Genomic DNA, 23,946 nt, shown 5'->3' with positions numbered 1-23,946 from the left:
GGCTGCCGCCCGCCATGGCGGGCCGCGCCGGCGCCGATCCGGAGGCGACGTTGCGCGCCGCCGGCGCGGTCCTGCGCGCCGCGGTGGCGGGCATCCGCGCCCTGCTGATCGCGCGGGCCGACGTGAAGCGGGAATTCCGGATCGAGCAGACGATGCTCCGCGCCGCCGGCAACAACCCGCTGAAATTCGCCGCAACCGAGGAACAGGCGCTCGCCGCGCTGCTCGACCCGCGCAGCCCCGCCCTGCCGGCCATGCAGGAGACGGTGGACGACCTGACCGCGCACCAGGTGGCCACGCTCGCCGCGACGCAGGCGGCCGCGCGCGCCCTGCTCGCCAGGCTGGCGCCCGGCCCGATCGAGGCCGAGGACCCCGGCGGCGGGCTGCTGCCGGGCGCGCGGGAGAAGCGGCTGTGGGAGGCGTACCGGCGCCGCCACGCGCAACTCGAGGAACAGTTCGAGGACGACTTCGACAGCGCCTTCGGCAAGGCCTTCGCCCGCGCCTACGAGCAGGCGACCGGCAGGCGGGATGGCTGAGGCACGGCACCGCCGGGGCGCAGGGGGATAACGGGGACCGATGGTCTGGCACGACAAGGTGGTCTGGCAGGAGGGCATGTTCCTCCGCGCGCAGCACTTCCAGCAGCAGGATCGCCACGCGGAACACCTGCTGCAGGCGCGCGTCGCGCCGCTGCGCCCGCATCCCTGGGGGATGACGGAGATGTCGCTCGACCGCGACCTGCTCGCGGCCGGGCGCTTCGCGCTGTCGGGCGCGGCGGGGGTGATGGAGGACGGCACGCCCTTCGGCATCCCCGACACGGCCGACGCGCCCGCGCCGCTCGACCTGCCGGAGGGCACGCGCAACCAGGTGGTCTACCTCGCCATCCCGCTGCGCCAGCCCGGCAGCCCCGAGGTCGCGGCACCGGATGCCGGACCGGACGCCCTGCGCGCCCGCCACACGCTGCGCAGCTTCGAGGCCTTCGACACCCATTCCGACAGCACGCTCGCGGCCGAACTCGCGATCGGGCGGTTGCGGATGCGCTACATGCTGGAAGCCGAGGAACGCGCCGGCTACGCCTGCATGGGCCTTGCCCGCATCGTGGAGGTGCAGGCGGACCGCCGGGTGATGCTGGACGAACGCTTCATCCCGCCCTGCCTGCGCGTCTCGGCCGCCTCCGTCCTGAACAACCTGGTGGCGGAGCTGGTGGGCATGCTCGGCCAGCGGGGCGAGGCGCTGGCCGCGCGGCTCGGCCAGCCCGGCGCGCGCGGGGTGGCGGATGTGGCGGACTTCCTCCTGCTGCAGACGGTGAACCGCTGGCAGCCCCTGGTCGCGCATTGGGCGGATGCCGGCAACGTCCATCCGGAGACGCTGTTCGCCGCGCTGGTGCAGCTGGCCGGGGAGCTTGCGACCTTCACCGCGCCGGACAAGCGCGCGACCTCCTACCCCGCCTACCGGCATGACGACCTTCAGCGCAGCTTCGCGCCCGTGGTCGCCGACCTCCGCCGCTCGCTCTCCTCGGTACTGGAGACGAATGCGGTGTCGATCCCGCTGCAGGATCGCAAGTTCGGCGTGCGCGTCGGCGCCATCACCGACCGCAACCTGCTGCGCGCCAGCCAGTTCGTGCTGACGGTGGCGGCCGACATGCCGGGCGAGCAGCTGCGCCGCATCTTCCCGAACCAGGTCAAGATCGGCGCGGTGGAGCACATCCGCGAACTGGTCAACGTGGCGCTGCCCGGCATCGCGGTGCGGCCGCTGCCCGTCGCGCCGCGGCAGATCCCCTTCAACGCCGGCGCCGTGTATTTCGAGCTCGATCGCGGCAGCCCGCACTGGCAGCAGATGCAGACCTCGGGCGGCTTCGCCATCCATGTCTCCGGCGAATTCCCGAACCTGCGCATGGAGCTCTGGGCGATCCGGGCATGAGCGACAACCCCTTCTCCGAACCCGAGGACAGCGACCGCACGGTGGTGCGCGGCCCGGCCGCGCAGCCCCCCGCCGGCGCAGCCCCGCCGCCGCCCCGCGCCGCGGCGCCGATGCCGCCCCCCATGGCCGCCGCACCCCGCCTGGCGGGGGAGGCGGAGGCGCTGCCCAGGGTCGGGCTGAACGGGATGGCGGCCGCGGCGGCGCCGCTGCTCGACCTGCTGGCGCGGCTCGGCGCCGGGCCGGGGGCGGCGAATGTCGCGAACCCCGAGGAGCTGCGCGAACGCGCCACGCGCGCGCTGCGCGCCTTCGAATCCGAATGCCGCGCGGCCGACGTGCCGGCGGATCAGCTGCGCGCGGCGCATTACGCGCTCTGCGCCGCGCTCGACGACGTGGCGCTGGCGACGCCCTGGGGACAGGCGAGCGGCTGGGCGACGCGATCCCTCGTCTCCTCCTTCCATCAGGAAACGCGCAGCGGCGAACGCTTCTTCGACCTGCTGGCCGGGATGCAGAAGGACCCCGGCCGCTACAGGGACGCGCTGGAGATCTGCTACCTCTGCCTCGCCCTCGGGATGCAGGGGCGCTACCGGCTGGCGCCGCGTGGCCATGCCGAGCTGGATCGCATCCGGGAGGGGCTGTACCAGCTTCTCGTCCAGCTGCGCGGCAACTGGGAGAGGGAGCTGTCGCCGCACTGGCGCGGCGTGGACGCGCCGCATCGCGGTCCCGGGCGCAGCGTGCCGGCCTGGGTGGCGGGCGCGCTGGCCGTCGCGCTGCTGGCCTTCGGCTGGACCTGGCTTTCGGATGGCGTGAACGCGGCGGGCGACGACCTTCAGACGCGGCTCGCCGGCCTGCCGCCGGGCGTGCCGCCGACGATCGACCGCACCGCGCCGCCGGTGCCGCCCGCCCCGCCGCCCCCGCCGCCGCCGAGCGCCGAGCCCGACCTGATCGACAAGGTGCGCACCTTCCTCGCGCCCGAGATCCAGCAGCGGCTGGTCACGGTGGAAGGCGACGCCCAGCGGCTGATGATCCGCATCGCCGGGCGCGGCATGTTCCCCTCCGGCTCGGCGAGCGTGGAGCAGGCCTTCCTGCCGCTGCTGAACCGCATCGGCCAGGCGCTGCGGACCGAACCCGGCGCCGTCGCCGTGGTCGGCCATTCCGACAACCAGCCCATCCGCACCGTGCGCTTCCCGTCCAACTTCGCGCTGTCCGCGGCGCGCGCCGAGGCGGCGAAGGACGTGATCGCCGGCGCCGCCGGCCAGCCGGGGCGCTTCACCGCTGTCGGCCGCGCCGACACCGAACCCCTGGCGAGCAACGCGACGGCGGAGGGGCGGGAGACCAATCGACGCATCGAGGTCGTGCTGATGCGGGAGCGCCGCTGAGATGAAGCCCCTGTTCTCCGCGATGGTGTCCATCCCGGCGCTGGGCGCGCTGCTGGGCGCCGCCGTGCTGGTGCCGGTGATCTGGATGTTCGCGCCGGCCCTGCTGGGGATCGAGGCGACCTGGCTGCTGGCGCTGCTCGCCGCGCTGCCGGTCCTGGCCTGGCTCGTCGTGCTCGTCGTGGTGGTGCGCCGCCGCGCGGGGCGGGACGACGCACTGGTGAAGGGCGTCACCGAAGCCGATGAGAAGGCCGCGAAGGCCAGGGCCGGCGCCGCGGCGGCCACCGCCGAGGAACAGGCGGTCGCCCAGCGCCTGGCCGATGCGCTGGGAGCGCTGAAGGCGGCCGGCGGCGGCAAGGGCGGCTTCCTCTACGAACGGCCCTGGTACGTCATCATCGGCCCGCCGGGCAGCGGCAAGACCACCGCGATCCAGAATTCCGGGCTGGACTTCCCGCTCGCGGCCGGGCGGGTCGCGGGGGTGGGCGGGACGCGCAACTGCGACTGGTGGATCGCCGAACAGGCGGTGATGATCGACACCGCCGGCCGCTACACCACACAGGATAGCGATGCCGGCGCCGACAGGGCGGGCTGGGAACGCTTCCTCGACCTCCTGCGGAAGCAGCGGCCGCGGCAGCCGCTGAACGGCGTGGTGGTGGCCTTCGCCGCCGACATGCTCAGCCGGCTCGATGCGACGCAGCGCGACCAGCACGCCCAGGCGGTCCGCGCCCGCATCCGGGAACTGGAACAGAAACTCGGCCAGCGGCTGCCGGTCTACTTCCTCGTCAGCAAGGCCGACCTCGTCGTCGGCTTCACGGAATTCTTCGACGACCTGGACAAGGACGCGCGCGCCCAGGTCTGGGGCATGACCTTCCCCGCGGCATCCACGCCGGAAGGCCATGCGGCGAAGTTCGCCGAGGAATTCGCCCTGCTCGTCCGCCGCCTGCAGGACCGCCTGCTGGAGCGCCTGCAGAACGAGCGCGGGCCGGAGCAGCGGGCGCGCATCGGCGGCTTCCCCGCGCAGTTCGCCTCGCTCGAAGTGCCGCTCGGCGCCTTCGTGGCGGCGGCCTTCGGCGGGTCGAAACTGGACCCCGCGCCCTTCCTGCGCGGCGTCTACTTCACCTCCGGCACGCAGGAAGGCTCGCCCATCGACCGGCTGACCGGGGCGCTGTCGCGCGCCTTCGGGCTCGACCCCCGGCGACCGGCCGCCGTGATGGGGCAGAAGGGCCGCAGCTACTTCCTCGGCCGCCTGCTGCGCGACGTGGTGTTCAACGAGGCCCGGCTCGCCTCGCGGGACCGCGGGCAGGCGCAGCGCGGGCGGCTGGTGCAGGCCGGCGCCTGGGCGGCGGCGCTGCTGCTGGTGGTGGCGGGCGGCGCCTGGGGCTGGTCCGCGATGAACGGCGAAGCGGCGCGCGGCGCGCGCCTCGCCGCCGCCCTGGCGCGGGCGGAGGCCGCCGCGCAGGGGCTGCCGCTGGACCGCATCGCGGCGAATGACGACCTCTCCCGCGTCATCCCCTATCTCGACGCCGTGCGCGCGCTGCCGAGCGCGGCGCAGGGCGAGGGCGGCGGCCTCGGACTGAGCCAGGAGGCGAAGCTGGTCGCCGCGGCCGGGCATTCCTACAAGGGCGCGCTGGACCGCGTGCTGCTGCCGCGGCTGCTGGCGCGGCTGGAAGCGCAGATCCGCGCCGGGATGCAGCGGCCGGACTTCCTCTACGAGGCGACGCGGGTCTACCTCATGCTCGGCCGCCAGGGCCCGCTCGACCGCGCGCTGGTCCGGGAATGGATGGTGCTGGACTGGCAGCAGGCCTTCCCGGGCGCGGTCGGCACGCCGGTGCGGGATGCGCTGACGCAGCATCTCGACGCGCTGCTCGGGCAGGACTTCATCTCCTACCCGCTGGATGGCGCGCTGGTGGACCAGGCGCGGCGCATCTTCTCCCGCCTGCCGATGGCGGAACGGATCTACACCCGGCTGCGCGCGGTGGCCGCCAATGCCCCGCCCTGGAAGCCCGCCGACGCGATCGGCCCGGCCGGGGCGCGCTGGTTCACCCTGGCGTCGAACCGCCCGCTGGCGGAATTGCAGGTGCCCGGGCTCTACACGGTGGAGGGGCTGCACCGCTCCCTCCTGCCGCGGCTGCCCCAGGCCATCCTGGAAGCCGCGTCCGAAAGCTGGGTGCTGGGGCCGGAGGCGGCCTCTGGCATGGCGTCCGACCCGCGCGCGCTGGAACGCGCGGTGCTCGCGCTCTACGCCGAGGACTATGCGCGCGCCTGGCAGTCGGCGCTGGCCGATCTCGTGCTGCCGCCCTTCCGCAACCTGCCCCAGGCCGCCGAGGCGCTGAACCTTCTCGGCGCGCCCAATTCGCCGATCCGCGACGTGCTGCGCGGCGCGGCGCGCCAGCTTTCGCCCGGCACGCCGCCCGACCCGCCGGGCGGCGCGGCGGGCGCCGCGGCAGCGGGCGCGGCGGGGCAGGCGGCGCAGGCCGCGGCCGGCGCCACCGCCGGCAGGCTTGCGGCCGCGATGGGGGCGGCGCTGCAACCCTCCTCCGCCGCGCCGGTCGCGCAGGTGGTGGAGGAGCGGTTCCGGCCCCTGAGGGAGGCCTCCGGCGCACCGCTGGACGGTGTGCTGGCGGTGGTCAACGACCTCTATGTCCAGGTCGCGCGGCTGGCCTCCGCGCCGCCGGGCACGGTGCTGCCGCCGCCGGCCGGGCTCGATCCCGGCCAGCGGCTCGCGGCCGAGGCGCAGCGCGCGCCGGAACCGCTGAACCGCTGGCTGCAGGCGATGTCGGCCTCCACCGCCAATGCGCGGTCGGGCGGCGCGCGGGCGGCGATCGCGGCGGCGGGCGCGGCGGCGCTCGGGCCCTTCTGCCGGGGGATCGAGACGCGGTTCCCCTTCCGCCGCACGGCGGATGCGCCGGAAATGCCGCTCGACGACTTCGTGCGGCTGTTCGGGCCGGGCGGCGTCTTCGACCAGTTCTTTGCCCAGCACCTGCGCAACTTCGTCGACACCACCCAGCGCCCCTGGCGGCTGGTGGCGGCCGACGGTCTGGCACCCCCGATCTCGCCGGCGGACCTGATGCAGTTCCAGCGCGCCGCGGCGATCCGGGACGGCTTCTTCCCCTCCGGCCTGGTCGGGGCGGCGATGGGGCTGCGCTTCGAGCTGCTGCCGCAGGGCATGGACCCCGGCGCCAACGGCGCCGTGCTGGAAGTGGAAGGCAACCGCGTGAACATCGCCCGCGGCGCCGCGGGCGCGCGCCCGGTGCCGATGATCTGGCCGTCCCGCGGCGGCGTGACCCTGGGCTTCGACCCGGCGCCGGCCTCCGGCGCGCCGATCGCCACCGATGGCGCCTGGGCGTCGATGCGCTTCGTCGCGCGCGGGCAGCTGACGCAGATCGGCCAGGCCACCGACCGTTTCCGGCTGCGGTTGGTGCAGGGCGAGCGCAGCGCCGAATTCGAGCTGCGCGCATCCTCCGTCCAGAACCCCTTCGCCCTGCGGGAGCTGGCGGAATTCCGCTGCCCCGCGCTGCCCGCCCAGTAAGGCGGCGCGGCGTGCCGACCGGGCTCTACGGGAAGCTGCCGGCGCATGGCGACTTCGTGCGCCGCGCGCTGCCCGATGCCTTCGTCGAGCCCTGGGACGCCTGGCTGCAACAGGGCATCGGCGCCGCGCGCGACGCGCTGGGCGACGCCTTCGCGGATGCCTGGGCCACGGCCCCGGCCTGGCGCTTCCGCCTGCCGGCCGGCGCCTGCGGCACCGCCGGCGCCGCCGGCGTGCTGTTGGCGAGCGAGGACATGGTGGGCCGGCGCTTCCCCCTGACCGTCGCCGCCCTGCTGCCGCCGGGCGAGCCCGCGCCCTCGGCCAGCTGGTACGACGTGGTGGAGGATGCCGCCCGCGCCGGGCGCGATTCGGGCGCGCAGGCGGATGCGCTCCTGGCCGGCCTGCCGGCGGAACCCTGGGCCGATGCCGATGCGCCGGAGCCCGGCTGGTGGATGGCGCAGGGCGGGCGCTGGGACCTGCCGGGGCTGCCGCCGCCGGCGCAGTTCCGTGTGCTGTTGGAGGGAGGGGCATGAGCACCACGCTCACCGGTCACGGCGTGACCCATCCCGGCTCCGTCCGGCCACGGAACGAGGACATCTTCGTCGATCGCGGCGACATCGGACTCTGGGCGGTGGCGGATGGCGCGGGCGGGCACGGGGCGGGCGATGTCGCCTCCGCCGCCATCGCCGCCGCGCTGTCGGACCTGCCGGCCGGGCTGTCGGCCGCGGAATTGCTGGCGCAGGTGCGGCTGCGGATCGGTGCCGTGCATGCCGAATTGCAGGACCGCGCGGCGGCGGCGGGTCGCGGGCGCATCATCGCTTCCACCGTCGTCATCCTGCTGGCCCGCGGCGGGCACTATGCCTGCCTCTGGGCCGGAGACAGCCGCGCCTACCTGCTGCGCGACGGCGCGCTGACCCGCATCACCCGCGACCACTCCGTCGTGCAGGACCTGGTGGAATCCGGCCTGATCGACGCCGACGACGCCGAGGCCCACCCGCAGGCCAATGTCATCACCCGCGCCGTCGGCGCGCAGGGGGAACTGGAACTCGACAAGATCTCGGCGCGCATCGCGCCGGGGGACCTGTTCCTGCTGTGCTCCGACGGGCTGTTCAAGGCGCTTCCGGAAGGGGAGATCGCGCGGATGCTCGCGGCCGGGCTGGGGGCCGAGGACCTTATCGCGGCGGCGCTCGCCCGCGGCGCGCGGGACAATGTGACGGCGGTGGCGATCCGCGCGGGGTGACGCCGCGCGGGCCGGGTCACGCCGGCGGCAGCCGCAGCGCGCCGTCGAGCCGTATGGTCTCGCCGTTCAGCAGCGGGTTTGCGGCGATGGCCTGCACCATGGCCGCGAATTCCTCCGGCCGGCCCAGCCGGTTCGGGAAAAGCGGCGTCCTGCCCAGGCTCTCGCGCGCCTCGGGCGTCAGCGATTCCATCAGCGGCGTGTGGAACAGGCCGGGCGCGATCGTGACCACCCGCACCCCGAACCGCGCCAATTCGCGCGCCGCCGGCAAGGTGAGGCCGACCACGCCGCCCTTCGACGCCGAATAGGCCGCCTGTCCGACCTGCCCCTCATAGGCGGCGATGGAGGCCGTCATCACCACCAGGCCGCGCTGGCCATCGGGCAGGGCGTCGTTCGCCGTCATCCGCGCGGCGGCAAGCCGCAGCAGGTTGAAGCTGCCGATGAGATTGACGCGGATCACCCGCTCGAACAGCGCGAGGTCGTGTGGCCCGCCGCGCCCGGCGATGCGCGCGGCCGGCGCAATGCCGGCGCAGGCCACCGCGATGCGCAGCGGCGCCAGCGCGGCCGCGGCTTCCACCGCGCGTGCCAGCGGCGCTTCCTCCGCCACGTCGCCGACCACCGCGGCGCCGCCGATGCGCGCGGCGACGGCTTCGGCATTGGCGTCATGGATGTCCACCACGACCACCTTCGCCCCCGCCGCGGCCAGCGCCCCGGCCGTCGCGGCGCCAAGGCCGGAGCCGCCGCCGGTGACGACCGCGGATGCGCCCTGCATGTCCATCATCCTTCCTCCCCGCCCATGCCTCGCGCAGCCCGGCCCCTGCGGGCTCAAGGCCCGGGAAACAGCGCCCCCGTCCGCCCGAGCGCGCGGTAGGCCGCGAGCCCGACATACTCCCGCAGCGCCCATTCCGCCTGGTTCAGCCGCGTCGGGAAAGGCCAGGCGTACCACAGCCCGGGGTCGCGGCCGGTGTTGTAGTTCACCGGCCAGGCCGTCACGTCCCAACCCGCCGCCCGGAACACCCCCATGGCGCGCGGCATGTGGCTGGCCGAGGTCACCAGCAGCCAGGTCTCCCCGGCGCGGGGGGCAACCAGGCGGTGGGTCAGCACCGCATTCTCATGCGTGTTGCGGCTTTCCTCCTCGAAGGTCAGCCGCGCGGGCGGCAGGCCGAGATCGGCGAAGAGCCGCCGCGCCGTGTCGGCTTCCGTCGGGCCGCCGGGCAGGACGGCGGCGGAACCGCCGGTGAAGACCACCCGAGCCGCCGGGAAGCGGCGGGCCAGCGCGACGGCCTCCGTCATCCGCTCCGCCGCGCCGTTGAGCGCCGGGATGCCATGCACCTCGGTCAGGGCCTGTTCGACGGCGCCGCCCAGCACCACGATGCCCGTCACCTCGGCCGGGGCCTGCGCCGGGCGAGGGAAGCGTTCCTCGAGCGGCAGCAGAAGCAGCGCGGAGACGGGCAGCGCGAAGACGGCGCCGTACCAGCCGAGGCCGAGCAGCAGCGGCCAGCGGCCCGCCCGCCTGCCGCGCCAGACCAGCACGAGGCCCAGCACCGCCAAGACCAGCGCCAGCGTGTTCGGCCGCAGCAGCCCCCAGGCCAGCTTGGAGACGATGAACAGCGCCGTCTCCATCGCGCTACAGTCCCAGGATGCGCGTCGGGTGCATCCGCCCGCGCAGCAGGTCGGACAGCGCCGCCAGGTTGCCGCGCAGGCGCCCGCGCCGGTCCACCCAGGGTTCCGGCCGCAGGCTGCGGGCGAGGTTCATCGCCATGTTGCGCGCGACGGAACGCAGCGCGCGGTTCCAGGGATAGGTGCCCTTCCGCGCGAGGTAGAGCGCGTTCGCCACCTGGCTGTAGCCCAGCCGGATGCCCGGCGTGCGCCCCGCCTTGGTGCCGAGATGGACGCCCCGCGCCCCCGCCATCCGCAGCACCGCCCCATGCGCGACCAGCCGGCGCGACAGGTCCAGGTCCTCGTACCAGCCGTACAGCGGCAGGTTCTCGTCGAAGCGCAGCCCGTGCGCGCGAAGCGGCGCGAGGCGCACCGCCATGTTGCAGCCATAGCCGTTGAAATGCGGCTGCACCGCCAGCGGATCGCCCGCGAAGCGGTCCGCGGCCAGGATGCGCCGGCCTTCCTCCACCCCGATGCCCGGCCCCTTCGCGCCATCCGCCAGGACGGTGCCCGTGGCCACCACGCAATCCGGCCGCGCCGCGAGCACCCGTTCCGTCACCGCCAGGTAGTCGGGCGCGCAGAGGAAGTCGTCGTCGAGGAACAGGATGGCATCGCAATCGCCCGCATGGTCGATGATGACGTTGCGCTGGTGGCAGGCGCCGGCGGCCGCGGTCAGGAATTCCACATGCGGGAAGCGCGCGGGCAGCCCCGCCACGTCCTCCGGCGCCGGGTGGCAGACCAGGATGCGGTCCGCCGGCCGGGTCTGGCGCGCGAGGTCCCCCAGCGTCTCGCCCAGGATGGCGGCGCGGCCGCGGGTGGCGATGCCGATGGCGATGCGCATCAGGGCCGGCTTTCCGGCTTCGCCCGCGCCGCCGCGCTGCCCCGCAGGAAGCCCGCGGCCCGGCCGGCGAAGGTCATGGCGTAGTAGGCGGCATCGCGCGGGCGGCCCCGCAGCAGGCTCAGCGCGACGCCGCCCAGCGGGCGCACCGCGAAGGGCAGGGTGGTGGAGAGCGGCGCGCGATGCCGCCGCAGCGCGAAGCCGAGCCCCCGCCCGTAGAGCCGCGCCCGCGCCACCGCCACGTCGGACAGCCGCTTGTCGGGGTGCACCACGCGCAGCGCCGGGTCGTAGCGCGCCGCATGGCCCGCCGCGACCGCGCGCATCACCAGGTCGTTCCCCTCCGCCGAGCCGAGCGGCGAGCCGGGCCCCATCGCCTCGTCGAAGCCGCCGAGCGCGAGCGCCACGGGGCGGCGGAGCCACAGGTTGAACTCGATCACGCTGGTCCAGACATTGGTGACGTCGATCGGCCCGCCCTCGGCCCGCCACCTGCCGGAGCCGAGGCCGCCCGCGGGGCTCGCCGCGGGGCCGGTCAGCACGGCCAGCGCGGGATCGGCCGCGAAGGCGTCGGCCACGCGGTCCAGCACGCCGGCGGGGTAGAGGCAGTCGTCGTCGGGGAAGGCCACGACATTGCCGCGCGCGGCGCGCAGGCCGAGGTTGCGGGCGTGGTTGGCGTGGGCGACCGCGCTGCGCAGATGCGTCACCGGCAGCCGCGCCAGGTAGGGGGCCAGCACGGCGGCGACGCGGCCATCGGCGTTCTGGTCCACCACGATCGCCTCGGCATCGTCGCGGCCCTGGGCGAGCAGGCTGTCCAGGAACTCGGCGATCTCCCGGTCGCGGCCGCGGGTGGCCATCACCAGGCTGAAGCGGATCATGGCGCGGGCATCCCGCGCGCTGCGCAGCCCGCCCGGACCAGCGCCAGCATCCCGGCGCGGAAGGCCTGGCGCGAGAAACGCTCGGCATTGGCGCGGCATGCCTCGGGCGCGATCGCGAGCGATTCGAACCGGGCGACGGCGGCGGCGAGGCTCTCCGCTGTCTGGTCGGGGAACAGCACGCCGGTCTCGCCATCCCGCACGATGTCGGCGGCGCCGCCGCGGCCATAGGCGATCAGCGGCGTGCCGCAGGCCTGCGCCTCCACCATGCCGATGCCGAAATCCTCCTCCGCCGCGAAGACGAAGGCGCGGGCGGAGTGCAGCAGCGCGACGAGCTCCGCCTGCGGCACGCGGCCGCGGAAGGCGATGTTCGGCGCGCCGCCCGCGGCGTCCCGCACGCGCGCCATCTCCGGCCCGTCGCCGGCGATCACCAGGCGGCGGCCGGGCATGGTGCGGAAGGCGGCGGCGATCAGGTCGATGCGCTTGTAGGGCACCATGCGGGACGCGACGACATAGTCGCCCCCCTTCTCCGCCACGAAGGGGAAGCCAGCGATGTCCACCGGCGGATGCACCACCGTGCTCTCCCGCCGCCAGCACTTGCGGATGCGTTCCGCGATCCAGGCGGAGTTGGCCGCGATCACGTCCGGCCGCGCGGCGGAGGCATGGTCCCAGCCCCGCATCCGCGCCAGCAGCCAGCGCGTCAGCAGCCCCTTCACCCCGCGGTCGAGCCGCGCCTGCCGCAGATACTGGTGCTGCAGGTCCCAGGCATAGCGCATCGGGCTGTGGACGTAGCTGACATGCAGCGTCGCCGGCCCGGTCAGCACGCCCTTCGCCACCGCATGCGACGAGGACAGCACCAGGTCGTAGCCCGACAGGTCGAACTGCTCCACCGCGATCGGCATGAGGCCGAGATAGTAGCGGAACCACCGCTGCGCCCGCGGCAGGCGCTGGATGAAGGATGTGACCGGCCGCCGGCCGCCGAGGAAGCCGCGCTCCGCTTCCGGCAGGAAGTCGCAGACGGCGAAGAGATCGGCGTCCGGGAACAGCTCCAGCAGCTGTTCCACCACCCGCTCGGAGCCCGCATAGCTCTCGAGCCACTCATGGACGATGGCAACCTTCATCGCGCCCCGATCGCCTCCAGCAGCGACCGCGCGGCGGCCGCCCAGGTGTAGTGCTGCGCGCGCCGCGCGCCCTCGCTCCGCAGCAGGTCTCGCAGGCCGGGCTCGTCCAGCAGGCGGGCGAGGGCGGCGGCCGGGCCATCCGCGCCGAACCACAGCGCCGCCTCGCCGCAGACCTCCGGCACCGCCCCCGCGCGGGAGGCGAGGACGGGGCAGCCGCACCACATCGCCTCCAGCGGCGGCAGGCCGAATCCCTCGTAGCGGGAGGGGAACAGCAGGCAGAGCGCGTTCTCGTACAGCGCCCGCAATTCGGCATCGGTGACGCGGCCGAGCGGCCTCACCGCCGCGCCCTGCACATCGGCCGGGCCGCCGAAGACGCCAGCATCGACCGCGCCGGCCACCGCCAGCACCATCCCCCGCCCGCCGAGCAGCGCCGCCGCGCCGCGCAGCGCATCCAGGTTCTTGTGCGCGGCCCGCGTGCCGACGGCCAGTGCATAGCCCTGCGGCCGCAGCCCGTGCTTCCCGATCACGTCGCCATCGGCCCGCGGGCGCAGCACATGCTCGCCGCCCTCCGGCATCACCGCGATCCGCGCGGGGTCGAGCTTCAGCCGCGCCGCCAGCCGGGCGCGGGAGAATTCGCTGACGGTGACGATCCGCGCCCCGCCGCGCGGCAGCGCCAGGTGCAGGGCGCGGTACCAGGCGCGGAAGGCGAGGGTGTAGCTCTCCGGCGTGTCGAAGACGCCGGCATCGTGGATCACCACCGCCTGCGGCCCGCCACGCCGCAGCGGCGCGGTGTTGCCGAGGTTGAGCAGCAGGTCGGCGCCCGCCGCCCGTGGCAGGTCGAGCTGTTCCCAGGCCTGGCCCCCCCTGCTGCCCACCACCTCCACCGGCAGCCCGGCGAAGGCCTCCGGCGCGCCGCGCGGCGCGAGCAGGCGCAGCGCCGGCGCCTCCCCGGCGGCGGAAAGCGCGGCGAGGGCGGTGACGACCTCGGTCGCGAATCGCTGCACGCCGGTCATCGCCTGCGTCAGGAACCGGCCATTGATGGCGAGCGTCATGCGGGCTCGCCCTTCAGCACGGCGCGGATGCGCCAGGGGCGGCGGACCAGGCCGCGCGCGTCGCGCCGCTCCTCCGCCGTCAGGGCCGCGAAGGCGGCGGCCGCGAAGGCCGCGAGCGCCACGGCGCCGACCAGCGCCAGCGCGCCCGGCGCATGGAAGGGCAGCAGCGCCGCCAGCCCCGCGCCGCCGGCCGCAAGCGGCAGCGCCAGCGCGCGCGCGCCCGCCGCGGCGGCGGGGTACAGCCGGGCCACGAAATACAGCCGCCCCGCCGCATCCACAGCGCAGCGCGCCGCCCAGGCCGCCGCCGCGCCCTCGATGCCCAGCCAGACCAGCCCGACCGCCGACAGCGGCAGGAACACCGCCGCCTGCGCCAGCTGCCACTTCGCGTTCACGTCCGGCCGCCCGATCGCGTCCAGCAGCGCCCCCGGCGCGAAGGCGGCGCAGGAGAAGAAGATGCCGACCGAGAGGATCCGCAGCACCTGCCCGCCCCCGGCCGCGAATTCGGCGCCGAGCCAGAGCCGCAGCACCTCCGGCCCCGTCGCCACCAGCAGCAGGCAGGCCGGCAGCACCGCCGCGGTCACCAGCAGCGCGCCGCGCCGCAGCAGGCCGGCCGTCGCCGCCGGATGGGTCGCGTAGCTGCCCGCCATCGCCGGCAGCAGCGCCTGCGCCACCGCCACCGGCAGGATCCACATCCGCATCACGAGGTCGAGCGGGGTGGCGTAGAAGGCGACCGCCGACAGCGTCAGCAGCGCGCCCACCAGGAAGCGGTCGGCATAGAGCAGCGCCTGGGTCAGCACGCCGGAGGCGCTCATCCACCCCCCCATCCGCACCAGCGGCCCCACCAGCGCCCAGCGGGGCATGGCCGGGCGCAGCCCCGGCAGGTCGCGACGCGCCAGCACCAGGTAGCTGGCCGTGTTGGCCAGCCGGCACAGCAGCAGCACCGCGACGACGCCGACCAGGCTCTGCCAGACCGTCAGCACCAGCGCCGGCCCGGCATAGTACATCGCGGAGACCGGCATGGTGACGAGGTTCGCCTCGCGGAAGCGCTGATGCGCGGCGAGCGCGCCCCACAGCGCCGCATTCACCACCACCAGCGGCGCGGCGAGGCAGAGAAGGCGGAAGGCCGCCACCGCCTCGGCCCGCAGGGCGGGCGGCGTGTTCAGCACGCCCTCCACCAGCCAGGGCACGCAGGCGAAGGCGACCGCCGCGATGGCGATGCTCAGCAGGGTGAGCGCGGAGATGGCGGCACCGGCAAGTTCCGCCGCGCCCGCCGTCTCACCCGCGCCGATGCGGGTGGACAGCGCCCGCGTCAGCGCCGCGCCGACACCAAGGTCGAACACCCCGAAGACCCCGACCAGGGCGAGGGCGAGGGTGAACATCCCCCATCGCTCGATGCCCATCTGCTGCACCAGCACCGGCGTCAGCACGAGGGCGAGGAGCAGCGGCAGCCCGCGCCCGAAGGCGTTCCACAGCGTTCCGGACAGGAGGCGCCCGCCGGAGGCGCGTTGCTCGGCCGTCTTCTCGGCCATGACCTGCGCCATCCTTCATGTTGCCCGCGCCCAAGGGCGCGGGCGGTACCCCGTCAGCCGGCGCCGATCAATAGGCGCCGCGGCGGGCCAGCACGGCGACCGGCGTGCGCAGCAGGATGCGGATGTCGTTCCAGAGCGAGGGGTGCGACACATAGGCGACGTCGAGCGCGACGCGCTGGGCGTAGGATGTGTCGCTGCGGCCGCTGACCTGCCAGGGCCCGGTGATGCCCGGCCGCACCGCGAGGTAGTGCTGCGCCGAGGCGCCGTAGTAGGCCGCGAGTTCCGCCGCGATGACCGGACGGGGGCCGACCAGGCTCATCTCGCCCCGCAGGACGTTGATCAGCTGCGGCAGCTCGTCGAGCGAGGTGGCGCGCAGGAAACGGCCGACCCAGGTGACGCGCGGATCGTTCTTCAGCTTGCGCGTCGAGTCCCATTCGGCCCGCGCCGCCGGGTCGCGTTCCAGCAGGGCGGCGAGGCGGCGGTCCGCATCGGCCACCATGGAGCGGAACTTGAGGCAGCCGAAGGACCGCCCGCCGCGCCCGACGCGCTGATGGGCGTAGAAGACCGGCCCGCCGTCGCGCTTCACCAGGACGGCAAGCACCAGGAAGACCGGCGCGCAGAGCAGCAGGAGCAGCCCCGCGCCGAGGATGTCGAGCGCGCGCTTCGCCGCCGGCCGCAGGGAATCGGCCAGCCCGGCCTCGCCTGCCGCGCGGAGGGAGGCGGACATGCGTCCGCCGGCCATCCTCGGCTGCGCGATGGCGGAGGTCTTCGTCTCGGGCTCGCGGAGGAGCGTCTGGACGGCATCCAGGCCAGGCATGGACATCCTCGTGATGCGGGGTGCGGCCCGCGGCTGGCGTTCATCGGGGGTGCGCCGGGACCGTTCCGCTGCCGCCGGCGGGCCAGATGGCCCGTGGCAGGTGCCGGTTCAATCCTTCGGCGCAACCCTTCGCGTCGAGAGATAGGCGTGCTGCCCGGCGGGTTTGCGACGCGCTTGCGGCGGCAATGTGGCGGTGCATCAAACCGGCCGCGATCCGCTGTTTTCCTTGGGTTTCGCGATTCGGCGGGAAACCCTTGCCTCGATTGCGCCATAATCCCGGCATGGCGTCCCGCACCACCATCCATGCCGTGGACCTTCGCCCCGCCGGGCACCCCGCCGCCCACGGCAGGGAACGCGCCGCCCTGCCGCCGGCCTCCGCGCGTGGGGAAGGGGATCGTGCGGCGCGCGGGATCCTCCTCGCCCTCGGCCTGTCGGCGGTGGCCTGGGCCGGCCTCGGGCTCCTCGTCGCGGCCTTCCGGTAGGCGGGGCCGCGGCTGGCGGCTGGGGGGCGGCTGATGTAAGGCGCCGTCGCCAAAGCCTCGGGGGGCCGGAGTGCCGCGTCAATTTCGCTTCATCGATGCGGCCGGCTGGCTGGCAGTGGGGGCCTTCGGCCTCGCCCTCGCGCTGTCGATCTTCCCGGTCGGTTTCCTCCTCCCGCTCGACGGCGTGGCCCATGCGCCGCAGGGCGATGCGGCGCAGCACATGGTGGTGCAGCAGTATTTCATCCGCGACGCCTGGCGCTGGCCGCTGCTGGTCGCGGCGAACCTGAACCTGCCGGACGGGCTCAACATCGCCTTCGCCGACGGCATCCCGCTGCTGGCGCTGCTGCTGAAGCTGGTCGCGCCGGTGCTGCCGCCGGGCTTCCACGGAATCGGGTTGTGGTACGGCATCGCCTTCGTCGCGCAGCCGCTGGCGGCGGTCTGGGCGCTGCGCGGCACCGGGGAGCGGCGCTGGATCGCCGCCTTCGCGGTGGCGCTGCTGGCGGCGGGGATGCCGGCCTGGCTTGCGCGCTACGGCCATGCGGCGCTGACGGGGCATTTCCTGATCCTGGTCGGGCTCGGCTTCTACCTGCGGCTGGTGCGCCGCCCGGGCAGCGCCCGGCTCTGGACTGCGGCGGCGCTCGGGCAGGTCGCGACGCTGCTGGTCCATCCCTACTTGGCGGTGATGACGCTGGCGCTGCTGGCCGCCGTGCCGCTGACGCTGCTGCTGCGGCGCGAGGCGGGCTGGATGCGCGCCGCCGCCGGGGTCGCGGCGTCGGCGGCTGCCGTGGTCGGCACCATGGCGCTGCTCGGCTATTTCGGCGCGAAGGGCGATCCGGGCTACGGGCAGTATGCGCTGAACCTGCTCTCCCCGGTCTGGCCGGCCGGGTCCTGGCTGCTGGGCGGGCTGGTCGCGGGCCAGGTGGACGCCACCGGCTTCGGCGGGTGGGAGGGCTACAACTGGCTCGGCCTCGGGCTGCTGGTCGGGTTGCTGGCGCTGCTGGTGCTGCGGCCGTCGGTCCTGCCCGCGGTGCTGCGGCGCCATGCCGGCCTCGCGCTCGCGCTGCTGGCGCTGACGGCCATCGCGGTGTCGCACCGGGTCGGCCTCGGCAGCCACCGCATCCTCGACCTCGGGGCGGTGCCCGGCATCCTGGAGCAGTTCCGCGCCTCTGGCCGGTTCTTCTGGCCGGTGGGGCTGTCGCTCGCGGTCGGCGTGGTCGCGCTGCTGCTGCGTGCCTTCCCCGGGCGGCTCGGCCTCGGGCTCGCGCTGGCGGCGGGGGTGCTGCAATTCGTCGATGCCGCCCCGCTGCGCCAGGGGCTGCGCGGGCAGGCCGCGCAGGAAGCGCCCTGGGCGGTGGATGCCGCGGCGCTGCGCCCGCTGATCGCGGGCCAGCGTCAGGTGACGCTGCTGCCCAGCTGGTTCTGCATCCCTTCCGACCGGCGCGAGGTGGTGGAGGCGGAGCACCGGCGCCTGCTGAACCTCCTGGTGCTGGCGGGTGAGCGCGCGGTGCCGGTGAACACGATGTACGTGGCCCGCTGGCGCGAGCCGCCGCGTTGCGGCGATGCCCTGCTGGCCGCCGCGCCGCTGGCGGGCGGCGAGCTGCGGATCGTGCTGCCGAGCGCGCAGGCGCGCGACCTCCCGCTGATCCCGGACGCGGCACGGCATTGCCGGCCGCTTGGCGAACTCGTCCTCTGCAGCGATCCGGCGGCGGAGGAACGGGCGCTGGCCGGACGGCTGCCGCGCCTGCGCCCGGGGCGGCTGGCGGCGATGCCGGGGGGTGGGGTGGGTCCCCTCCTGGCCGGCGGCTTCGATGCGCCGCGGGACGGCATCGCCTGGAGCGTCGCGCGCCGCGCAACCCTCGCGGCCGAGGCCGAGGGACCGGCCCTGCTGCTGGAGATGGAGGTGGAGGGCTATGCCCCGCGCCGCGGCGGCACGCGCCGCGTCGGCATCAGGCTGGACGGCCGCGACCTGCCGGGCTGGGATCTGCCGGATGGCGAGGTGGTGACGCGGCGGATCGAGCTGCCGGCCCGGCGCGGGCCGTCCGCGCTGCGGATCGAATTCGCGGTCGAGGACCCGGCGGTGCCGGCCGAACGCGACGGCGGCGAGGATCGCCGGCGGCTCGGCTTCGGCATCCGTGCCATCCAGGTCACGCCGCGTTGAAGCCGCTTGGCGCGGCCGGCACGGCCCCGGTCGGCATTGCCGCCACTCCCCCGGTCGGCGCGGCCTCCACGCGGCTCGGCCGGTGCCGCTCCACGAGGTAGAGCGGGCGCCCCTTGGTCTCGTTGAAGACGCGGCCGAGATATTCGCCGATGATGCCGAGCGTCATCAGCTGGATCCCGCCGAGGAACAGCACCACCGCCATGAGGCTGGGATAGCCCGCCACCGGGTTGCCCCAGATCAGCGTGCGCAGCACGATCAGCCCCGCATAGAAGGCCGCGAAAACCGCGGTGGCGAGGCCGAGATAGGTGGCGATCTTCAGCGGCCCTACCGTGAAGGAGGTGATGCCCTCCAGCGACAGGTTCCAGAGCTTCCAGTAGTTCCACTTGGTCTCGCCTGCCGCGCGGGGCGCGCGGTCGTAGAGCACGGCGGCCGAGGGGAAGCCCACCCAGGCGAACAGCCCCTTCATGAAGCGGTGCTGTTCGCGCAGCGACAGCAGCGCATCCAGCGCGCGGCGCGACATCAGGCGGAAGTCGCCGGTGTTGGGCGGCAGCTGCACCTTGCCGCCGATCCGCTGCATCACCCGATAGAAGGCCGCCGCCGTCGCCTTCTTCAGCCACGTCTCGCCTTCCCGCACGCGCCGCTGGGCATAGGCGATGTCGACGCCCTGTCCGCGCCAGGCCGCGACGAGGTCCGGGATCACCTCCGGCGGGTCCTGCAGGTCGGCGTCGATCACCACCACCGCGTCGCGCGCCGCCGCGTGGTCGAGCCCCGCGGTCAGCGCGATCTCCTTCCCGAAGTTGCGGGACAGGTTGACCACCGCCACCCGCGGGTCCGCCGCCTGGAGGCCGAGCATCACCGACAGCGTCGCGTCGCGGGACCCGTCATTGACGTAGACCACCTCCCACGGCAGCCCGATCGCCTCCATCACCGGGGCGAGGCGGGCGTGGAAGGCCTCCAGCACCTCCTGCTCGTTATAGGCGGGAACCACCACCGACAGGGCGGGGCGGTCCTGGGCGTGGACGGGACTCGGGGCGCTGAGGCGGGTCATGGGCGGACTCCTCCCGCCGGGCTGCGGCGGGGCTGTGGCGATCTGCGGGCGGCGGGGCGGCAGGTCAACCATCGGTTTCGCGAGCATCGTATCCGGGGCGGCGCGATCCGCTCCCTCCGTCCCTGCGCCAGCTTCCGCCGTCGCCACCGGGCGGCCGGCTCCACCCTTCCGCGCTCGGCATCCAGGCGCCCGGGCCGCATCACCAAAAGGTGTGGCGACCCGCCTGCAGGGCGTCCAAGGGTTGCCATCCCGGCGGGCAGGGGTCTAACTCGCCCCGGCCCGGTCACCCGGGCAGACTTTCGTATGCAATTGATCTGCAAGGAGAACCGGATGCGATGCTGGCCGATGGCAACCCTCATGGCCCTGGCCTGCATGTCATCCGCGACCGCCCTGGCCGAAAGCCGCGCCCCCCAGCGGGGTGACGCCGCGGTCTATCATCCGCATCGCTTCACCGGCCGTCCCATGGCGAATGGCGCGCCCTTCGACCCCGGCTCCAACGCAGCGGCCCACCTTACCCTGCCGCTCGGCACCCGCGCGGAGGTGACGAACCTGCGCACCGGCGCGCGCACCACGGTGGTGATCTCGGACCGCGGGCCGCACACGCCGGGGCGCATCCTGGACCTGTCGCCCCGCTCAGCACGCGACCTCGGCATCCGCGGCGGCGTGACGCCGGTGGAGATCCGCCCGCTTTCCGGCGTGCAGGCGGCGCGGTAGCGCGCGCCGCGATCCCCCCGGCCGGGCAGGTGCCGCCCCGGCGGGCAGGGCGGCGCCGGTTGCCCGCAGGGGCGCCTTCAGCGCGGCGCGGGGCCGATATCCCACGGCGCCCGGCCGGCCTCGGCCAGCGCCTCGCTGCGCGTGAGCCCGATATCCTTCAGCATCCGCGCATCCATCTGCGCCAGCTGGCGGCGCGTCGAGACGGCGCGCAGCGCGGCGGCGAGGAAGGAGAGCCACCCGCCCGCCGGCGCACCGGCCTGGCGCCGGGCGGGGAGGGAACGCGGGAGCACGAAGCCGGACATGACCGGGGGTCCTTTCCTTGGTTGGTCGAGGCCGTCAGCTTCGGACGCGGGATGGCATCAGTAAAACGAGTTCTGTTGACGCCCCGCATCATGTTCGTTGATGATGCGCCCATGGCCGCCCTTCCGCCCGGCATCGACCCCGACCTGCTGCGCGCCTTCGTCCTGATCGCCGAGGGGGGGTCCTTCACCCGCGCGGCGGAACGCGTCGGGCGCACGCAGTCCGCCGTTTCCATGCAGATCCGCCGGCTGGAGGAAACGCTCGGCCAGCCGCTGCTGACCCGCACGCCGAAGGGCGTTCAGCCAACCCCGCAGGGCGCCTGGCTGCTCGACCGGGCGCGGGCGATGCTGGCGCTGAACGACGAGATCCTGGGCAACCTGCGCGCGCCGCCAATGGTGGGCACGGTGCGGCTGGGCACGCCGGACGACTACGCCCTGTTCTGGCTGCCGGAGATCCTGGCCCGCTTCGCAAGCGTCCATCCCTCGGTCGAGCTCGACGTCACCTGCATGAACTCCGACGTGCTGGCCGAGCAGTTCCAGCAGGGGCGGCTCGATCTCTGCCTGCTGAGCGAGGGGCAGGAGCCGCGCGGCATCCCGGCGCGGCGGGTCTGGCGCGGCCCGCTGCGCTGGGTGGGCAGCCCGAACCACGGCCTGCACCGGCGCGACCCCCTGCCGCTCGCGCTCTCGCGCCCCGACAACCATTGCAGCTGGCGCGCCGCGGCGCTGGGTGCGCTGCGCCAGGCCGGGCGCGCGGCGCGGGTGACCTACAACTCCGCGACCCAGACCGGGTGCTTCACGGTGGCGCTGGCGGGGCTGGCACTGACGGTCAGCACCCCCTGCACCCTGCCCGAGGGACTGGCCTGGCTCGGCGAGGCCGAAGGACTGCCGCCGCTGCCGGAGATGGGGATCGTGCTGCTGCGCGCCGATGCCGCGCTGGGCGTGCCCGCCGCCGATGCGCTGGCGGAGCACATCGCCGAGGGCTTCCGGCGCGCCGCCCCGCCCGGGGTCGCCATCGCCGCTTGATCCGCACCGCCCGGCATGCGGCAATGTGCCGAAGCAGGGAAAAGGACCGGGACGATGGAACGCCGCACGCTGCTCACCGCCTCGCTCGCCGCGGGGCTCGCCGCGCCGGGGCTGGCGCTGTCGCAGGGCACCGGGGCCTGGCCGGACCGGCCGATCCGCATCCTCATCCCCTTTCCGCCCGGCGGGTCCAACGACACCGTTGCGCGCATCCTCCAGCCGCGGATGCAGGAAATCCTGGGCCGGCCCATCGTGGTGGAGAACCGCGCCGGCGCATCTGGTTCGGTCGGCAACGGGGAAGGCGCGCGCGCCGCACCGGACGGCTACACCTGGGTGCTGGCGAACGACACACTGGCGACCAACGACACGCTGATGCAGCTGCCCTACCGCGCGCTCGAGAATTTCAGCTTCTGCACGCTGGTGGGCACCTGCCCCTATGCGCTGGTGGCGCATCCCTCCACGCCGTTCCAGACCTTCCAGCAGATGGCGGCGGCGGCCAGGGCGCAGCCGAAGACCCTGAACTACGCCACGACGGGCGTGGGCAGCGGCGCGCACATCGCCACCGTCCTGCTGCAGCAGCGCGGCGGGTTCGAGCTGGAGCACGTCCCCTATCGCGGCGGTGGCCCCGCGCTGCAGGATTCGCTGGCCGGACATGTGCCGCTGTTCATGTCGAACATCGTCATCATCCTGCAGCACATCCGGGAGGGGCGGCTGAGGCCGCTCGGCATCACGCAGAAGACGGAAAGCCGCTTCCTGCCCGGCGTGACGCCCTTCGCCAGCCAGGGCTTCCCCGATTTCGAGGCGCTGACCTACTGGGTCCTGGTCGGCCCCGCCCGCATCCCGGCGCCGATCGTCAACCGCATGCGCGACGCGGTGGCCCAGGCGCTGCAGGATGCGAATGTGCAGGCCCGCATGGCCGACCAGGGTGCCGACATCGTCGCCGCCAGCCCCGCGCAGACCGAGGCCTTCATCCGCGCCGAGGTCGAGAAATGGGGCGCCGTCATCCGCGACAACAACATCCGCGCCGATAGCTGACGGCCATCCGCGAAGGGGGCCGGCCTGCCGGGCGCGGCGGGCGAGGGGGCGCGGTGCCCCCTTGCGGAATGCGGGGCGGCGCGGCAGGTGGGGACTACCGTCACACGGGGAAACGCTCATGCAACGTCGCCTGCTGCTCGGCCTGACCGCGGCCGCGCTCGCCGCCCCCTCGATCCTGCGTGCACAGGGCGCCTGGCCCGACCGGCCGATCCGTCTCATCGTGCCCTGGGCGCCGGGCGGGTCCACGGACACGATCGCGCGGCTGTTCCAGGCGCGGCTCGGCGCCATCCTCGGCCAGCCGGTGGTGATCGAGAACCGGGGCGGGGCCTCGGGCGCGATCGGGGCGGCGGAAGCCGCGCGCGCCCCGGCCGACGGGTCGGTCTGGATGTTCCAATACGACAACGAGGCCGCGAACCAGACGCTTATGCGGCTGACCTACCGGACGCTCGAAGCCTTCGCGCCCGTCAGCCTGGTAGCGACCGGCCCCCTGGCGATGGTGGCCCACCAGTCCACGCCCTTCCGCAACTTCCAGGACGTCGTGGCCGCGGCGCGGCGCGAGCCGGACCGCTGGAACTACGCGACCTCGGGTGCCGGGGGGCTCGCGCACATCTCCACCACGCTGCTCCAGCAGCAGAACAACTTCAAGCTGACCCATGTGCCCTATCGAGGGGGCGGGCCCGCGGTGACGGCCGCGGTGGCCAACGAGGTGCCGCTGTTCATGACGAATGTCGTCATCGTCAGCCAGCACATCCGCGCCGGCACGCTTCGACCCCTCGGCGTGACCACGCGGACGGAGAGCCGCCACGTCCCGGGCACGCCAAGTTTCGCGCAGCAGGGCTTCGGCGACTTCGAGGCGCCGACCTGGTGGGCGCTGTTCGGCCGCGCCGGCACGCCGCAGCCCATCCTGGACCGCATGCACGCCGCGATCACCCAGGCGGTCAACGAGCCGGAGGTGAAGGCCCGGATCGAGGAGCAGGGTTGCGACGTCCTCGGCTCCTCGCCCGAGGAGTGCCGCCGCTTCGTCGCGGCCGAGATCGAACGCTGGGGCCAGGTGATCCGCCAGAACGACATCCGGGCCGACAGCTGATCTTTTTTCGATCTTTTTCACCGCCCACGGGCGGGCAGGGGGAGGGAAGGCCGCGTTCGCGACGGGCCATCCCTCCTGCGAATTGGCGGAAATCCGCCATTCCGGGAACTGGTCGGGGCGGACGCGGAACGGAATTCGGGGGCATTTGACAGGATCGGCCCGGCCCAC

At 74.4% G+C, this 23,946-nt stretch carries 22 protein-coding genes; 12 read left to right on the top strand and 10 right to left on the bottom strand.

Features of this window, described 5'->3' with window-relative positions:
- The 6 genes from tagH to ACK8OX_RS24255 form a co-directional block, all read left to right on the top strand.
- Positions 1-533, top strand: a 533-nt coding sequence (gene tagH / locus ACK8OX_RS24280; protein WP_430666862.1) for a type VI secretion system-associated FHA domain protein TagH, incomplete at its 5' end; no start/stop codon positions are given.
- A gap of 40 nt (positions 534-573) precedes the next feature.
- Positions 574-1,914 (top strand): type VI secretion system baseplate subunit TssK, encoded by a 1,341-nt coding sequence (tssK, locus tag ACK8OX_RS24275; protein WP_430666861.1) that lies wholly within the window; start codon positions 574-576, stop codon positions 1,912-1,914.
- Positions 1,911-3,290 carry a type VI secretion system protein TssL, long form gene (gene tssL / locus ACK8OX_RS24270; RefSeq protein WP_430666860.1) on the top strand — a complete coding sequence of 460 codons (1,380 nt, stop codon included), beginning with the start codon at positions 1,911-1,913 and terminating at the stop codon, positions 3,288-3,290. Before tssK ends, tssL begins: the two co-directional genes overlap by 4 nt.
- Position 3,291: 1 nt before the next feature.
- Positions 3,292-6,816 (top strand): type VI secretion system membrane subunit TssM, encoded by a 3,525-nt coding sequence (gene tssM / locus ACK8OX_RS24265; protein WP_430666859.1) that lies wholly within the window; start codon positions 3,292-3,294, stop codon positions 6,814-6,816.
- Between the two features lie 11 nt (positions 6,817-6,827).
- Positions 6,828-7,346: a type VI secretion system-associated protein TagF gene (tagF, locus tag ACK8OX_RS24260; RefSeq protein ID WP_430666858.1), complete on the top strand. Its 519-nt coding sequence runs from the start codon at positions 6,828-6,830 to the stop codon at positions 7,344-7,346.
- A complete protein-coding gene (locus tag ACK8OX_RS24255) occupies positions 7,343-8,053 on the top strand; it encodes a PP2C family protein-serine/threonine phosphatase (protein WP_430666857.1) in 711 nt (236 codons plus the stop codon). The genes tagF and ACK8OX_RS24255 overlap by 4 nt, the downstream gene beginning before the upstream one ends.
- A gap of 16 nt (positions 8,054-8,069) precedes the next feature.
- Here ACK8OX_RS24255 and ACK8OX_RS24250 read toward each other — a convergent pair whose 3' ends face one another.
- The 8 genes from ACK8OX_RS24250 to ACK8OX_RS24215 form a co-directional block, all read right to left on the bottom strand.
- Positions 8,070-8,822: an SDR family NAD(P)-dependent oxidoreductase gene (locus tag ACK8OX_RS24250; RefSeq protein ID WP_430666856.1), complete on the bottom strand. Its 753-nt coding sequence runs from the start codon at positions 8,820-8,822 to the stop codon at positions 8,070-8,072.
- Positions 8,823-8,875: 53 nt separating this feature from the next.
- Positions 8,876-9,673, bottom strand: coding sequence for a YdcF family protein (locus tag ACK8OX_RS24245; RefSeq protein WP_430666855.1), 798 nt, complete (start codon positions 9,671-9,673; stop codon positions 8,876-8,878).
- A 4-nt stretch (positions 9,674-9,677) separates the two neighbouring features.
- Positions 9,678-10,550 (bottom strand): glycosyltransferase family 2 protein, encoded by an 873-nt coding sequence (locus tag ACK8OX_RS24240; RefSeq protein ID WP_430666854.1) that lies wholly within the window; start codon positions 10,548-10,550, stop codon positions 9,678-9,680.
- The gene (locus tag ACK8OX_RS24235) at positions 10,550-11,419 is read right to left on the bottom strand and encodes a glycosyltransferase family 2 protein (protein ID WP_430666853.1); all 870 of its coding nucleotides are present in this window, start codon (positions 11,417-11,419) and stop codon (positions 10,550-10,552) included. Before ACK8OX_RS24235 ends, ACK8OX_RS24240 begins: the two co-directional genes overlap by 1 nt.
- Positions 11,416-12,537, bottom strand: coding sequence for a glycosyltransferase (locus tag ACK8OX_RS24230; protein WP_430666852.1), 1,122 nt, complete (start codon positions 12,535-12,537; stop codon positions 11,416-11,418). Before ACK8OX_RS24230 ends, ACK8OX_RS24235 begins: the two co-directional genes overlap by 4 nt.
- The gene (locus tag ACK8OX_RS24225) at positions 12,534-13,589 is read right to left on the bottom strand and encodes a glycosyltransferase family 4 protein (RefSeq protein ID WP_430666851.1); all 1,056 of its coding nucleotides are present in this window, start codon (positions 13,587-13,589) and stop codon (positions 12,534-12,536) included. Before ACK8OX_RS24225 ends, ACK8OX_RS24230 begins: the two co-directional genes overlap by 4 nt.
- Positions 13,586-15,118, bottom strand: coding sequence for an oligosaccharide flippase family protein (locus ACK8OX_RS24220; RefSeq protein ID WP_430666850.1), 1,533 nt, complete (start codon positions 15,116-15,118; stop codon positions 13,586-13,588). Before ACK8OX_RS24220 ends, ACK8OX_RS24225 begins: the two co-directional genes overlap by 4 nt.
- Before the next feature lie 67 nt (positions 15,119-15,185).
- Positions 15,186-15,941, bottom strand: coding sequence for a sugar transferase (locus ACK8OX_RS24215; RefSeq protein ID WP_430666849.1), 756 nt, complete (start codon positions 15,939-15,941; stop codon positions 15,186-15,188).
- Positions 15,942-16,216: 275 nt separating this feature from the next.
- On the opposite strand from ACK8OX_RS24215, the gene ACK8OX_RS24210 reads away from it, so the two are divergent.
- Both ACK8OX_RS24210 and ACK8OX_RS24205 read left to right on the top strand, forming a co-directional pair.
- Positions 16,217-16,417 (top strand): hypothetical protein, encoded by a 201-nt coding sequence (locus ACK8OX_RS24210; RefSeq protein WP_430666848.1) that lies wholly within the window; start codon positions 16,217-16,219, stop codon positions 16,415-16,417.
- Between the two features lie 70 nt (positions 16,418-16,487).
- Entirely contained in the window at positions 16,488-18,575 is a 2,088-nt protein-coding gene (locus ACK8OX_RS24205; RefSeq protein ID WP_430666847.1) for a DUF6311 domain-containing protein, read from the top strand.
- Here the strand turns inward: ACK8OX_RS24205 and ACK8OX_RS24200 are convergent.
- Positions 18,562-19,623 carry a glycosyltransferase family 2 protein gene (locus ACK8OX_RS24200; RefSeq protein ID WP_430666846.1) on the bottom strand — a complete coding sequence of 354 codons (1,062 nt, stop codon included), beginning with the start codon at positions 19,621-19,623 and terminating at the stop codon, positions 18,562-18,564. The two genes, ACK8OX_RS24205 and ACK8OX_RS24200, sit on opposite strands and share 14 nt — an antisense overlap.
- Positions 19,624-19,968: 345 nt before the next feature.
- Between ACK8OX_RS24200 and ACK8OX_RS24195 the strand changes: the two genes are divergently transcribed.
- Complete coding sequence (locus tag ACK8OX_RS24195) at positions 19,969-20,337, top strand: septal ring lytic transglycosylase RlpA family protein (RefSeq protein ID WP_430666845.1); 369 nt, start codon at positions 19,969-19,971, stop codon at positions 20,335-20,337.
- Between the two features lie 77 nt (positions 20,338-20,414).
- On the opposite strand, the gene ACK8OX_RS24190 is transcribed toward ACK8OX_RS24195, so the two are convergent.
- Positions 20,415-20,639, bottom strand: coding sequence for a DUF1127 domain-containing protein (locus ACK8OX_RS24190; RefSeq protein WP_430666844.1), 225 nt, complete (start codon positions 20,637-20,639; stop codon positions 20,415-20,417).
- A 111-nt stretch (positions 20,640-20,750) separates the two neighbouring features.
- On the opposite strand from ACK8OX_RS24190, the gene ACK8OX_RS24185 reads away from it, so the two are divergent.
- From ACK8OX_RS24185 to ACK8OX_RS24175, 3 genes are all read left to right on the top strand, one after another.
- The gene (locus tag ACK8OX_RS24185) at positions 20,751-21,659 is read left to right on the top strand and encodes a LysR family transcriptional regulator (protein WP_430666843.1); all 909 of its coding nucleotides are present in this window, start codon (positions 20,751-20,753) and stop codon (positions 21,657-21,659) included.
- Between the two features lie 54 nt (positions 21,660-21,713).
- Positions 21,714-22,691, top strand: coding sequence for a tripartite tricarboxylate transporter substrate binding protein (locus tag ACK8OX_RS24180; protein ID WP_430666842.1), 978 nt, complete (start codon positions 21,714-21,716; stop codon positions 22,689-22,691).
- Positions 22,692-22,809: 118 nt separating this feature from the next.
- Positions 22,810-23,778 carry a tripartite tricarboxylate transporter substrate-binding protein gene (locus tag ACK8OX_RS24175; protein ID WP_430666841.1) on the top strand — a complete coding sequence of 323 codons (969 nt, stop codon included), beginning with the start codon at positions 22,810-22,812 and terminating at the stop codon, positions 23,776-23,778.
- Positions 23,779-23,946: the final 168 nt, after the last annotated feature.

It is taken from the genome of Falsiroseomonas sp. CW058 (assembly GCF_050563535.1).
GTDB lineage: Bacteria > Pseudomonadota > Alphaproteobacteria > Acetobacterales > Acetobacteraceae > Falsiroseomonas.
This window is presented reverse-complemented; position numbering and strand designations above follow the sequence as displayed.